Source organism: Nonomuraea sp. NPDC050022 (genome assembly GCF_044460705.1).
Taxonomy (GTDB): Bacteria; Actinomycetota; Actinomycetes; order Streptosporangiales; family Streptosporangiaceae; genus Nonomuraea.
This window is the reverse complement of record NZ_JBITKE010000005.1, coordinates 123,030-135,181: the sequence shown is the minus strand read 5'-3', so window position 1 is coordinate 135,181 and position 12,152 is coordinate 123,030. Positions and strand designations below refer to the sequence as shown.

The following is a 12,152-nucleotide window of genomic DNA, read 5'->3' as shown; positions in this document are numbered from 1 at the left end:
GACTAGTCCTCGTTGTGCGCGGGGCCGCCCGGCGTTGGGCTAGCGTGACCGCATGGAACAGACACGTCCGGAACGCCGTCAGGGGCAGGCCGTGATCCGCGGCAGTCTCGCGCTTCAAACCACCCATGATCAGCGGCTGCTCGACCGTCAGGGTCCCGCCGACTGGGTGCACATGGACCCGTGGCGAGTGCTGCGCATCCAGGCGGAGTTCGTGGAGGGGTTCGGGCAGCTGGCCGAGCTGCCCCCGGCGGTCACCGTCTTCGGCTCCGCCCGCACGCCCGAGGGCTCGGCCGACTACGGCATGGGCCGCGCGCTCGGCCGTGCGCTGGCCCAGGCCGGATACGCGGTCATCACCGGCGGCGGCCCCGGGATCATGGAGGCGGCCAACCGGGGTGCTCTGGACGTGGCGGGCGCCATGTCGGTGGGGCTCGGCATCGAGCTGCCCTTCGAGCAGAAGATGAACGACTACGTGGACCTCGGCATCGAGTTCCGCTACTTCTTCGTCCGCAAGACGATGTTCGTCAAATACTCGTGCGGCTTCATCGCGCTGCCCGGTGGGTTCGGCACGCTCGACGAGCTGTTTGAGGCGCTCACGCTGGTGCAGACGCAGAAGGTGACCTCCTTCCCCGTCGTGCTGATGGGCTCGGAGTTCTGGGGCGGCCTGATGGACTGGATCAAGGGCACGCTCCTGGACAGCGGCAAGATCGCCGAGCAGGATCTCGGCCTCATCACCATGACCGACGACGTCGAGGAGGCCGTACGCATCATCGTCGACGCCGACCTCAAGCGGTCCGAGCAGCTCCGGGAGGAGCAGAGCGCCGTCGCCGCCCAGCCGGCCGAGCCCCAATAAGCTCAAATATGTGAATATCTGCGTGTTTTGCGCCTCAAGTCAGAAGATTGATGAGAAGTACCTCCAACTCGCAACAGAGGTCGGCGCCGAGCTCGCCCAGCGTGGCCACACGCTGGTGAGCGGCGGCGCCACCGTCTCGTGCATGGGCGCCATCACCGCCGCCACCCGCGCCTCCGGCGGCCGGACCATCGGCGTGATCCCCCAGGTCCTGGTCGACATCGAGGTCGCCGACACGGCCTCCGACGAGCTGATCGTCACCACCGGCATGCGCGAGCGCAAAGCCGCCATGGATGAGCGCTCCGACGCCTTCCTCGTCCTGCCTGGCGGCATCGGCACGCTGGAGGAGCTCTTCGAGATCTGGACGGCCCGCGTCCTCGGCATCCATGACCGTCCGCTGGTGATCCTCGACCCATGGGGTCTGTACACGCCGCTGCGACAGCTCATCGAGAACATGTACGAGGCGGGCTTCACCCGGGCCAACATCTTCGACGCCATCTCCTGGACCAACACGGTCGAGGAGGCGTTCGCGCACCTGGAGGCCACCGGCAAGCCGGTTCGGCCCAGCGTCGAGGAGCTCGGCGAGGCCACCGGCTGACCCGTCCCGGGGAGTCCCAAGACGCAACAGGCGCGGCAAGTGCGGGACTCGTGCCTCGATCGTATGAGTACGATGCCAATGTGCTGGTCGTACTCGCCATTGCCGCGCTCGCCATTCTGGCCTGCGTGGTCCTGGTCTCCCTCGGAAGGGGCGGGGAGCTGACCGAGTTCCCGCCGGACGTGCCGCCTCTCGACCTGCCCGAGCCCGGGCAGCTCACGGCGGTGGACTTCATGGCGCTGCAGCTGCCGGTCAACCTGGTCGGCTATCACACGCAGAGTGTCGACGAGACCCTGCGCAGGGCGGCGACGGCGATCAGCGCTCGGGACACGAGGATCGCGGTGCTCGAACAGCGGGTCTCCGAGCTGCTGTCGAGCCGGCTGTACGCGCGCCAGGAGGTCTACGCGGCTCCGGGCGCCGGTCTGCGTACCGACCACCAGCCACCGGCCGCGCCCCGGGACCTCTCCCAGGAGGGGGACTCGGCGGCCGAGCCGCACAACTTGGGAGACCAGCACGCCGACCCGGACGCTTCGAGCGACCACCACGCCGAGCCGTCCACGGACGAGCCGGAGGACGTGGCGGCGGTGCCCGACCTGCGGGACGTGGTGGCGGGGCCGGACGCTGTGGGGAAGCCGGAAGACGACGCCACGCCATCCGAGGCGCCGGCCGATCGCACGGCCGCGTTCGACGCCTCGGCTGCGGCAACAGAAGACGAGCCCGTCCGCGACGGTGAGCTGGTCCGCGATGGGGTGCCGGTTCGCGACGGCGAGCCGGTCGCGGTCCAGCCCAGCGACGACGGGGAGCCGATCGCGGCCCAGCCGAGCGACAAGGGGCTGGAGCGCGAGGGCGAGCCGGTGCGGGTGGCGCCGGGCGAGGACAGGGACGAGAGCAAGTGACGCAAGCGACCGAAGTGATCCGCTGTACCTGGCCGGGGATGGCGGACCCCATCTACATCTCCTACCACGACGAGGAATGGGGCCGCCCGGTCCGGGGCGACGACGGTGTCTTCGAGCGGGTCTCCCTGGAAGCCTTCCAGTCAGGCCTGTCGTGGCTGACGATCCTGCGCAAGCGCGAGAACTTCCGCGCCGCCTTCGACCAGTTCTCCATCCCCAAGGTCGCCGCGTACACCGAGGAGGACGTGACCCGGCTCCTCGGCGACCCCGGCATCGTGCGCAACCGCGCCAAGGTGGAGGCGACCATCGCCAACGCGCGGGTCGCACTGGACCTGCCCGGCGGCCTGTCCGATCTGGTCTGGCAGTACGCCGACGCCGAGTCCCCGATCCCCAGGTCGATGACCGACGTCCCGGCCATCACCCCGGCCTCCAAGGCGCTGGCCAAGGACCTCAAGAAGCGTGGCTTCAGATTCGTCGGCCCGACCACCGCGTACGCCCTCATGCAGGCCATCGGCCTGGTCAACGACCACATCGAGGGCTGCGTCGCCCGGCAGGAACAGCCCTGACAGTCAGCGGCCGTGGAACGTCGGCAGCTCCTTGGCCAGGAAGGCCCGCGTGGCGTCGAGGTGGTCCTGGGTGGCCACGCACTCGTCCTGCAGGTCGGCCTCCACGGCCAGGGTCTCGGGCAGTGAGTGCGTCGCGGCGTAGGCCAGCGCCCGCTTCGTGGCCGCGTACGCCCTGGTGGGCCCCGCCGCCAGTCGTACGGCCAGTTCATGGGCGGTCTTGAGCACGTCTTCGGCGGGCACCACGCGCGTGACCACGCCCAGTTCGAGCGCGCGGGCCGCGCCGAGCGGCTCGCCGAGCAGCAGCAGCTCGGTCGCCCGTCCCAGACCCACCAGGCGGGCCAGCGTCCACGACGCGCCCGAGTCGGGCGCCAGGCCCACCCCGGCGAACGCCATCGCGAACTTGGCCTTGTCCGAGGCCACCCGAAGGTCGCAGGCGAAGGCCAGCGAGGCGCCCGCCCCGGCGGCCACGCCGTTGACCGCCGCCACGACCGGCTTGGCCATCGTGGTGATCAGCTCGACGATGGGGTTGTAGTGCGCGCGGACCGTATCGGCCAGGCCGCGGCCCGCCTCCAGGTTGTCGGCGTGCTCGCGCAGGTCCTGGCCCGCGCAGAAGGCCCGTCCCGAGCCGGTGAGCAGCACCGCGCGCACCTCGGGGTCGGCGGCGGCGCGGCGCAGCGCGTCGAGCAGGGCCGCCTTCACCTCGGCCGTCAGTGAGTTCATCGCCTCGGGCCGGTCGAGGGTGATGGTGGCGACGGCATCGGACACGTCATAGCGGATCAAGGCAGCTCCCTGTCGACGAACGCGGCGGCCGCGGGCAGCAGGCGGACCGCCTCCTGCTCGAAGTAGGCCCTGGCCTTCTCGCCCGGCCAGGCGGACGGCAGCAGTTCCGGGGGGAGGCCAGGGTCCCGGAACAGGAAGTTGCGCCATCCATGCACGAGTTTGCTCCTGGTCGCGAACACCTGATCAGCCGGGGCGCCACCGGGCAGCGCGCCGACCAGAGTGACAGCTTCCGACAGCCAGTGCTCGTACGCCGCGCCGATGGCGGTCAGATCCCAGGCGCGGGCCACCAGCTCGCGCGGGTCGCCCTCCAACGCCGCGTCGAACCTGTCGGCGCGCACGCCTTCGCCCTCCAGCAGGTTGTCCAGCTCGATCGACGAACGCGGGCCGATCCACGTCGTCTCCGACAGCGCGGCGTACCCCAGGAAGGTCAGGTCGGCGCGGATCCGTTCCCTGCGCGGACGGTCCTTGACCGGCTCGAGGACGATCAGGTGCCACCGGCCACGCCAGCTCAAAGTTCCGGCTCGGTAAATTCTCAAGGCGGCTTCGTCCAGACGTCTGACGCACTTCGGCGTAAGTCCGTAACCGGCGCCCTGGGGCAGCCTGACGGGCTGCAACCAGCCCTGCCGCACCATGCGGGAAACGGCCGTCCGCACGGCTGGGGCGGCGATTTCGAGGGGCTTCATGAGCCGTACGAGAGCGGCCACGGACGCCTGTCCACCGCGCGAGCGCAGGTGGTCTCCATAGAGGTCGAACAGAGCGGCGCGAGCATGCACGAAGTCCAGTTTGGCCGCCTTCGCCAGCATGGACAACGCATTCTGGGAGGAGATCGTTACCCATGAGCGCTCTCGATGCGGGAGAATAGGACATCACAGATGACGTGAATGCGTCGGCCATCCTCAGGGGCGGCCGGAAACCGCGGGCCGCGGGAGCCCAAGGCAGGAAGGGATGCACGCATGGCGGCGATGAAGCCGCGGACCGGCGATGGTCCGCTGGAGGTCACCAAGGAAGGGCGCGGCATTGTCATGCGGGTCCCCCTGGAGGGTGGCGGCCGGCTCGTCGTGGAGATTTCCGCCGACGAGGCGAAGGCGCTCGGCGAAGCGTTGAAGAACGTCGTCGGCTGAGAGCTCCCGAGACACAGGTCGTTCCACGGCCCTGGCGTGCGTCCGCGCCAGGGCCGCTGACGTTTGAGGGGGATTTCCGTGCCCATTGAGACCACGGCATCGGTGGTGGCCGACGTACCAGCGGATGTCGAGCTGCTCGCCGTGCCCTATGACGCCGATCTCGCTCCCGCCGTCGAGCTGGATCTGCACCTGCCGACGGCCGCCCTGTTGGCGCACTACGACGCCAAGGGAGAGGCGGGTGAGGTGGTGGAGGTCCCGGTGGCGCGGGCGGACGGGGTCGGCCGGGTGCTCCTGTACGGGGTCGGCGACGGCTCGCCGCGCGCGCTGCGCAAGGCCGCGGCCGCGCTCACCCGCAAGGCCAAGGGCAGGCAAGCGCTGGTCGTGGTGACGCCGGCGGGCGACGTGACGGCCTTCACCGAGGCCGCGTTGCTGGCGGCGTACACCTTCAAGATCGGTGATCCGGGCAAGTCGTCCGTGCGGGCGCTGAGGTTCGTCGGCGCCGACGAGGACGCGGTGCGGCGCGGCCAGACCGTCGCCCAGGCGGTGGCGCTGGCCCGCGACCTGACCAACACGCCCGCGTCGGTCAAGAACCCGCTCTGGCTGGCCGAGCGCGCGGCCGAGCAGGACGTGCCGGTACGCGTCTGGGACGAGGAGCAGCTGCAGGCGGGCGGCTTCGGCGGCATCCTGGCCGTCGGCCGGGGCTCGGCCAACCCGCCCCGCTTCATCCAGCTCTCCTACACCCCGCCCGAGCCGACCGATCGGCATGTCGTGTTGGTGGGCAAGGGCATCACGTTCGACTCGGGCGGTCTTTCGCTCAAGCCGAACGAGAACATGAAGACCCAGAAGACCGACATGGCGGGCGGCGCCGTGGTGATCGCCGTCATCTCCGCGCTCGCCCGGCTGGGCGCGCCCGTGCGGGTGACCGGCCTGGTCGCGGCGGCCGAGAACATGCCTTCCGGCACGGCCCAGCGGCCCAGCGACGTCATCAAGCACTACGGCGGCCGCACGGTGGAGGTGCTCAACACCGACGCCGAGGGGCGGCTGGTGCTGGCCGACGCGCTCGCCTACGCCGACGCCGAGCTCGACCCGGACGCGGTGGTGGACATCGCCACGCTCACCGGGGCGATCACCGTCGCGCTCGGCCGCGGCTATGGCGCCGTCTACGCCACCGACGACGACCTCGCCCAGCGGCTGGTCGAGGCGGGGCAGGCCAGTGACGACCGGCTGTGGCGGATGCCGCTGATCGACGACTACGCGCCGGCGCTGGAGTCCTCGATCGCGGACCTGGCCAACGTCGAGAGCGGTTCCACCTATGGGGCCGGGTCGATCACGGCGGCGTTGTTCCTGAGGGAGTTCGCGGGCAAGCGGCCGTGGGCGCACCTGGACATCGCGGGCGTCGGACGCAGCACCGTGAACGAGGGCGTGCTCACCAAGGGCGCCACCGGGTTCGGGGTGCGCGTGTTGCTGGAGTGGCTGACGCGCTAGGAGTACGCACGCTGCTGGTGTGGCTGACGCGTCAGGAGTACGCGCCGCAGTTTTGGCGCTATGAGGGCGCTATGAGGCGATCTTGACGGCGGCGAGCAGGCCGTCGCCCAGGGGCATCAGCAGCGAGCGCAGGCGGTCGTCGGACTGCACCAGCTTGCCCAGTTCGCGTAGCGCGACCGTGTCGGGGTCGCGCTGCGCCGGGTCGGCCACGCGGTTGTGCCACAGGACGTTGTCGAAGGCGACGATGCCGCCCACGCGCAGCAGCCTGACCGCCTCGGCCAGGTAGTCGGCGTACTCCTGCTTGGCCCCGTCGGCGAAGACCATGTCATAACCGCCGTCGGAGAGCCGGGGCAGCACGTCGAGGGCCCGGCCGGTGATCAGCCGCACCCGCCCGCCGGAGAACCCGGCCTCCGCGAACGCCTGCCTGGCCAGCCGCTGGTGCTCCGGCTCCACGTCGACGCTGGTCAGCGTGCCGTCGGGGCGCATGCCACGCAGCATCCAGAGACCGGAGACGCCGCAGCCCGTGCCGATCTCGACGACCGACTTGGCGTTGACGGCGGTGGCGAGGAAGCAGAGCGCCGCCCCGCCCCCGGGAAGGATGGGCGTGGCACCCATTTCCAGGCCGCGCAGGCGCGCCGCGTGCAGGATCTCATCCTCATGATGGAACTGCTCCGCATAGGCCAGAGTGGCCTCTACCGGACTGGTCATCGGCCTCCTCCCCCCACTTTCGTGCGATTGGTCACCGATCGCAGCCTAGGGGAGACACGCCGGGACGGGAACTCAAGACGACCGTGAGGCGTTGCAGGTTTAAACGGGCTTTGCCGGTCCGGAAGGCAGGCAGTACGCACGAAGGGACGAAACCAGGCACTATGGCGGTAGCGGTGGTCCCAATGAGAGGAGTTCTGGTGGACGAAAGTGACCACCAGGCCGATACTCCCGTGTCTGACTGGACGCCTCCCACCTGGGAGGAAGTGGTGCGGACTCATTCCGCACGTGTATACCGGCTGGCGTATCGCCTGACCGGCAATGTCCACGATGCCGAAGATCTCACCCAAGAGGTCTTCGTGCGGGTCTTCAGGTCCCTGTCGAGTTACACCCCCGGAACGTTCGAGGGCTGGCTGCACCGGATCACGACGAACCTGTTCCTCGACATGGCGCGGCGCAAGCAGCGCATCCGGTTCGAAGGACTCGCCGACGACGCGGCCGAACGGCTGCGCGGGCGCGAGCCGTCACCGGCGCAGGCGTTCGACGACGCGCACCTTGAGCCGGACATCCAGGCCGCGCTCGACGCGCTCGCACCGGAGTTCCGGGCCGCGATCGTGCTGTGTGACATCGAGGGTCTGTCGTACGAGGAGATCGCGGCCACGCTCGGCGTCAAGCTGGGTACGGTCCGAAGCCGTATTCACCGTGGCCGGGCGCAGTTGCGGGAGGCGCTCGATCACCGGGCCCCCCGTAATTCCCAACTCCCCCCGCCATCATTCCCGTCGGGGACCCGTGGGGAGGAAGTCTGATATGTCGCATCTTGGAGAACGCGTTTCCGCGCTCGTGGACGGTGAGTTGAATCACACCGAACGCGACCGCGCTCTAGCCCATCTGACCTTCTGTGGCGACTGCAGGCGGGAGGTCGAGTCGATGCGGGCGCTGAAGTCGCGCCTGCGCTCGCTCGACGGCCCGGTGATGCCGGCCGATCTCACCATGTCGTTGCTGCGGATGTCCGAGCCCGGTGGCCCGTTGCCCCCCAGGGAGCGGCCTTTCCCTACCCGGACGTTCGGCGGAGTGCCCATCCCTGGGCCGCACAGCATCGCTCCGCTGGACAACCGCCCGCGCAGGGACGCGGCTGGTGGCGGTTCGGGCCCTGGCCGCGGGGGTAGGCGGCGCGGCGCGTACGTGGCGGTCGGCGTGGTATCCGCGGCCGTCGCGCTCGGCACCTTCTTCGCTGTCTCGGGGGTCGGTCAGAGCGCCCAGGCGCCGCCGGTCGAGCTGTTCGAGCAGGCGCGGCACACGCCCACTTCGTCGCCCACCACTACTCTGCCCACCGCCACGCCCTGATCTCCCGCCCGCTCTCAGGAATGCCTGGGATACTCGAGTGGCGTAGTCGACGGCGTCAGGGGCATACGATTTGAGTTCGGGAATCTGTCAGGTGTCCACATATGTTGGCTCATTGCCTGACAATTGCTTTACGACTCTCGTATGCCGTTCACGCCAGGATTGCGGTGTCCGAGGCAAGGAGTGGTGAGATCTAGATGACCGACGAGACGCGCCCACCAGAAGGACGCATGCCGTCGGACTTCCCTGAGCCACAGGGGCGGCCGGAGTTCCTGCCGGCCGACGACCAGGCCGAACAGTCTGGATGGCGGTCCGAGACGGCCTCCTTCGAGAGCGGCCGGTGGGGTGACCCGTCAGGCCGCCCCGGAGACACCGCGTCCTATGGCAGCCCCTCCTACCCGCCTCCGGCCTCCTACGCGGCTCCGGCCTCGGATCAAGGGCCGGCTGAGGAGCCACCGCCGCCCAACAGCACCCGCACCTACGAGAGCCCGTTCTTCGGCAACTCGGCGGGCCCGCCGCCGTTCGGCGGCGGCGACAAGCGTCCGCCCCCGCCGCCCAACGCGCTCGGCATGGGCGCGGGCTGGGCGCCACCGCCCGGCGGCCTGACGTCGGCACCCGCTCCCAGGCGCGGTCCCGGCACGGGCGTCCTGATCGTCCTGGCGGTCGTCATCGCCCTGGTCGCCTCGGGGCTGGGCAGCGTCGGCACCTACCTGCTGACCAGGTCGGGCGGCAGCGGCACCAACCCTTCCTACAGCCTCGGCCCCATCCCGAGCGGCGCCACGAACCGGGCCCCCGACTCCGTCGCCGGAGTGGCCGCCCGCGCCCGGGCCAGCGTGGTCTCGCTGGAGGTCAACGCCAGCAGCGCCGAGGGCGTGTCGGGCTCTGGCTTCCTGATCAAGGACGGCTACGTGGTCACCAACAACCACGTGGTCGCCCCGGCCGCCAAGGGCGGCGACATCCAGATCATGTTCAACAACCGCAAGACCACGAAGGGCCGCATCGTCGGCCGTGACCCGGGTTCCGACCTGGCCGTGGTCAAGCCGGAGGAGACGTTCGGCACGCCCGAGATCACCCTCGGCAACTCCGAGGACGTGGTCGTGGGCGACCCGGTCATCGCGATCGGCTCCCCGCTCGGCCTCACCGGCACGGTGACGACCGGCATCGTCAGCTCCCTGAACCGCCCGGTCATCGCGGGCGACGAGAGCGGCACCAGCAGCGAGGAGCCGGCCTACATCAGCGCGATCCAGACCGACGCCGCCATCAACCCCGGCAACTCGGGTGGGCCACTGGTCAACGGCAAGGGCGAGGTCGTGGGCGTCAACTCCGCGATCGCCACGCTGAGCCGCTCCATGAGCAGCCAGGGCGGCAGCATCGGCCTCGGCTTCGCCATCCCGGTCAACCAGGCGCGCCGCGTCGCCGAGGAGATCATCACGACCGGCAAGGCCAAGCGCCCGAAGATCGGCATCGTCCTCGACAAGGACTACAAGGGCCAGGGCGTACGCATCGCCTCGGGCCCGACGGAGGGCCGGCAGCCGGTCGACGCGGGCGGCCCAGCCGCCAAGGCGGGCCTCAAGGCGGGCGACGTCATCATGGAGATCGACGGGCTGATGCTGCAGGACGGCAACGAACTGATCGCCCTGATCCGCAGCAAGTCTCCGGGCTCCAAGATCACTATCAAATACCAACGCGCCGGCCAAGACCGCACCGCCACCCTGACTGTTACCGCGGATGACACTCCGGCTCCGACGCCGTCCTGACTTTCAAAAGCTTTTTCTTTCACAGCTTTACGGCAGGCACGGTGGGCCCCACCCGCCGTGCGGGGCCGGGGTCTGTCCAGGGGGACGCTCCTCCGGTGGAGGTGGTCGGCCGCCGCGACGAGACGGTGAGACCGCCCGCGTGGTCTTGGAGACCGCCTACGTGGTCTTGCTGAACCGAGACGGGGGCTGGCGACCTGGCCGGGGTGGTTTGGCCTTAGTCTTGAGGGGTCGGGTTGTCCCCGGTTTGGTTGGACTGCGGTAGGAGCAAACGGTGTTCGGACTCGGGTGGATGGAGATCTGCGCGCTGGTCGTCATCGCGCTGCTCGTCTTCGGTCCCGACAAGCTGCCTCAGGCGGCCTCGCAAGCCGGTAAGACGCTGCGTAACCTGCGCCGGATGGCCAACAGCGCACGCGACGACCTGCGGGCGGGCCTGGGCCCGGAGTTCTCCAACTTCGACCCCAGCGACCTCAACCCCAAGAACTTCGTCCGCAAGCATCTGCTGGAGGACGAGGACGACTGGGCCAGCAAGCCCCAGCAGCTTGAGCCCGTCACCACCTCTTACGATCCTGAGCCGGTCGACGAGCTGGGCTACGGCGAACTGCCTCCCTACGACGCGGAAGCGACCTGAGCCGGGGTACGGCCTGGAAGCGACCTGAGGCGGGGTTTCGGTGTACGGCGCGGTCGTCTACGACCGGACCTAGACCGTGGGGCGCCGGCACGTCGCCCCCGGCAACGCGGTCCCGGCGCCCCCCGTGATGTCGACGTCCGACTCACCCCGCGATGACACCTGCGGCTGGATCCGCGACGACGAAGTGATCGACACGTAGGTCACACGCGCCTTCCTCTGCCGTTTCGCGGCGGTCAGCCGCTTCCAGGGTTTCACGACCCCGGCTCCCGGGAGTGCCGGGTGAGTCAGTCGGGTCCGACGGCACGGTTCAGCAGGGCCATGAGCTGCCGCAGCTCGCTATCGGTCAGCGCTGCCAGCGGGGTCTTCTCCAGCGCCGTCCGGACCAGTTCGTCGCGGACCTGGCGGCCCTTGGCGGTCAGGACCAGGACGCGAGAGCGGCGGTCGGCCGGGTCCACGGCGCGCTCCACCAGGCCCCGGTCGGTGAGCTGGTTGGTGATGAAGGTCAGGTTGGGGGCGTTGCAATACAGGCGTTCGGCCATCACCTTCATCGAGGGTGGCGGCTCTTCCGGGTCGATGGCCCAAAGCGCGTGGAACGTCGCCGGTGTCAGTTGGTGCCCGGCCAGCGCGTGCCCGATCAGGTCGTTGGTCCGCATCCAGATCTCGTGGGTCGCGGCCACCACCGCGGTGAGCTCGGGCGTGGTCATGCCGCCATCCTATAGACGTTTCGAGAATTGAAGGATCGGGCTAGCTTCGATGCTTCGAGACTTGAAGCAATGGGAGTCTGGTGAAAGACGACTTTCGCGACGTCACCGTGCTTGTCACGGGCGCGTCCAAAGGGCTGGGGCGGGCATACGCGCTGGAGCTGGCGCGCCGGGGAGCGCGGGTGATCCTGCTGGCCCGCTCGTACGGTGACCTGCGAGAGCTCGCCGCCCAGATTCGAGAACGGCACGGCGGTCCGGACACCGAGGTGATCGTCGGCGACCTCGCCGCTCCTGACGGCCCGGAGCGGATCCTGCGGGAGCTGCGCGACCGCCGCCTGACCGTCGACCTCCTGCTCAACAACGCCGGCGCGGGCAGCGCGGGTCCGTTCCTCAATCGTCCGCTCGAGCCACAGCTGCGCTCCGTCAGGCTCAACGTCAGCGGCCTGATCGCGTTGACTCACGCGATCGCGACCGGCTTCTTCGACGGCACCTCAGCCGCGATCGACCCCCGGGCCGACACGCCGGCCACCGTCGCGGCGCGCACGCTGGACGACTACGCCCGGCGGCGGCCGGTGTCCTACCCGGGCCGGGCCGTGAACCGGGCCTTGACCTGGCCCGCGCGCCTGCTGCCGCGCACCGTCGTGGCGCGGATCACCGGCGAGTTCCACCGCCGGCAGCGCCTGCACGAGGTCGTCGACCTCGCCTAGCCGTTCTCGCGGGCGTGATGCTACTC

The 12,152-nt window shown here is 69.8% G+C and carries 15 protein-coding genes; 11 read left to right on the top strand and 4 right to left on the bottom strand.

Features of this window, described 5'->3' with window-relative positions:
- The first annotated feature begins 52 nt into the window (after positions 1-52).
- From ACIBO2_RS22105 to ACIBO2_RS22090, 4 genes are all read left to right on the top strand, one after another.
- A complete protein-coding gene (locus ACIBO2_RS22105) occupies positions 53-850 on the top strand; it encodes a TIGR00730 family Rossman fold protein (protein ID WP_358551695.1) in 798 nt (265 codons plus the stop codon).
- A 10-nt stretch (positions 851-860) separates the two neighbouring features.
- Positions 861-1,445 carry a TIGR00730 family Rossman fold protein gene (locus ACIBO2_RS22100; RefSeq protein WP_358551693.1) on the top strand — a complete coding sequence of 195 codons (585 nt, stop codon included), beginning with the start codon at positions 861-863 and terminating at the stop codon, positions 1,443-1,445.
- An 80-nt stretch (positions 1,446-1,525) separates the two neighbouring features.
- Positions 1,526-2,338, top strand: coding sequence for a hypothetical protein (locus ACIBO2_RS22095; RefSeq protein WP_358551691.1), 813 nt, complete (start codon positions 1,526-1,528; stop codon positions 2,336-2,338).
- Positions 2,335-2,901 carry a DNA-3-methyladenine glycosylase I gene (locus tag ACIBO2_RS22090; RefSeq protein ID WP_397298749.1) on the top strand — a complete coding sequence of 189 codons (567 nt, stop codon included), beginning with the start codon at positions 2,335-2,337 and terminating at the stop codon, positions 2,899-2,901. The genes ACIBO2_RS22095 and ACIBO2_RS22090 overlap by 4 nt, the downstream gene beginning before the upstream one ends.
- Before the next feature lie 3 nt (positions 2,902-2,904).
- Here ACIBO2_RS22090 and ACIBO2_RS22085 read toward each other — a convergent pair whose 3' ends face one another.
- A complete protein-coding gene (locus tag ACIBO2_RS22085; RefSeq protein WP_358551689.1) occupies positions 2,905-3,681 on the bottom strand; it encodes an enoyl-CoA hydratase-related protein in 777 nt (258 codons plus the stop codon).
- Positions 3,678-4,484, bottom strand: coding sequence for a PaaX family transcriptional regulator C-terminal domain-containing protein (locus ACIBO2_RS22080; protein WP_357944246.1), 807 nt, complete (start codon positions 4,482-4,484; stop codon positions 3,678-3,680). The genes ACIBO2_RS22085 and ACIBO2_RS22080 overlap by 4 nt, the downstream gene beginning before the upstream one ends.
- 150 nt (positions 4,485-4,634) lie before the next feature.
- Between ACIBO2_RS22080 and ACIBO2_RS22075 the strand changes: the two genes are divergently transcribed.
- Positions 4,635-4,802, top strand: coding sequence for a DUF3117 domain-containing protein (locus tag ACIBO2_RS22075; protein ID WP_020545024.1), 168 nt, complete (start codon positions 4,635-4,637; stop codon positions 4,800-4,802).
- 78 nt (positions 4,803-4,880) lie between these two features.
- Positions 4,881-6,287 carry a leucyl aminopeptidase gene (locus ACIBO2_RS22070; RefSeq protein ID WP_397298746.1) on the top strand — a complete coding sequence of 469 codons (1,407 nt, stop codon included), beginning with the start codon at positions 4,881-4,883 and terminating at the stop codon, positions 6,285-6,287.
- A 69-nt stretch (positions 6,288-6,356) separates the two neighbouring features.
- Here ACIBO2_RS22070 and ACIBO2_RS22065 read toward each other — a convergent pair whose 3' ends face one another.
- Positions 6,357-6,995, bottom strand: a complete 639-nt coding sequence (locus ACIBO2_RS22065) for an O-methyltransferase (RefSeq protein WP_225300697.1) — start codon at positions 6,993-6,995, stop codon at positions 6,357-6,359.
- Between the two features lie 182 nt (positions 6,996-7,177).
- Here ACIBO2_RS22065 and sigE point away from each other — a divergent pair, with 182 nt between their 5' ends.
- The 4 genes from sigE to ACIBO2_RS22045 all read left to right on the top strand — a co-directional run bounded on the left by sigE (position 7,178) and on the right by ACIBO2_RS22045 (position 10,718).
- Positions 7,178-7,798, top strand: coding sequence for an RNA polymerase sigma factor SigE (gene sigE, locus ACIBO2_RS22060; RefSeq protein ID WP_372451219.1), 621 nt, complete (start codon positions 7,178-7,180; stop codon positions 7,796-7,798).
- A gap of 1 nt (position 7,799) precedes the next feature.
- The gene (locus ACIBO2_RS22055; RefSeq protein ID WP_397298742.1) at positions 7,800-8,336 is read left to right on the top strand and encodes an anti-sigma factor family protein; all 537 of its coding nucleotides are present in this window, start codon (positions 7,800-7,802) and stop codon (positions 8,334-8,336) included.
- 194 nt (positions 8,337-8,530) lie between these two features.
- The gene (locus ACIBO2_RS22050) at positions 8,531-10,090 is read left to right on the top strand and encodes a trypsin-like peptidase domain-containing protein (protein WP_358551685.1); all 1,560 of its coding nucleotides are present in this window, start codon (positions 8,531-8,533) and stop codon (positions 10,088-10,090) included.
- 271 nt (positions 10,091-10,361) lie between these two features.
- The gene (locus ACIBO2_RS22045; RefSeq protein ID WP_358551683.1) at positions 10,362-10,718 is read left to right on the top strand and encodes a sec-independent translocase; all 357 of its coding nucleotides are present in this window, start codon (positions 10,362-10,364) and stop codon (positions 10,716-10,718) included.
- Between the two features lie 284 nt (positions 10,719-11,002).
- Here the strand turns inward: ACIBO2_RS22045 and ACIBO2_RS22040 are convergent, their stop codons facing one another.
- Positions 11,003-11,422 carry a MarR family winged helix-turn-helix transcriptional regulator gene (locus tag ACIBO2_RS22040; RefSeq protein ID WP_358551681.1) on the bottom strand — a complete coding sequence of 140 codons (420 nt, stop codon included), beginning with the start codon at positions 11,420-11,422 and terminating at the stop codon, positions 11,003-11,005.
- 80 nt (positions 11,423-11,502) lie between these two features.
- On the opposite strand from ACIBO2_RS22040, the gene ACIBO2_RS22035 reads away from it, so the two are divergent.
- Positions 11,503-12,126: an SDR family NAD(P)-dependent oxidoreductase gene (locus ACIBO2_RS22035; RefSeq protein ID WP_397298738.1), complete on the top strand. Its 624-nt coding sequence runs from the start codon at positions 11,503-11,505 to the stop codon at positions 12,124-12,126.
- Positions 12,127-12,152 lie beyond the last annotated feature (26 nt).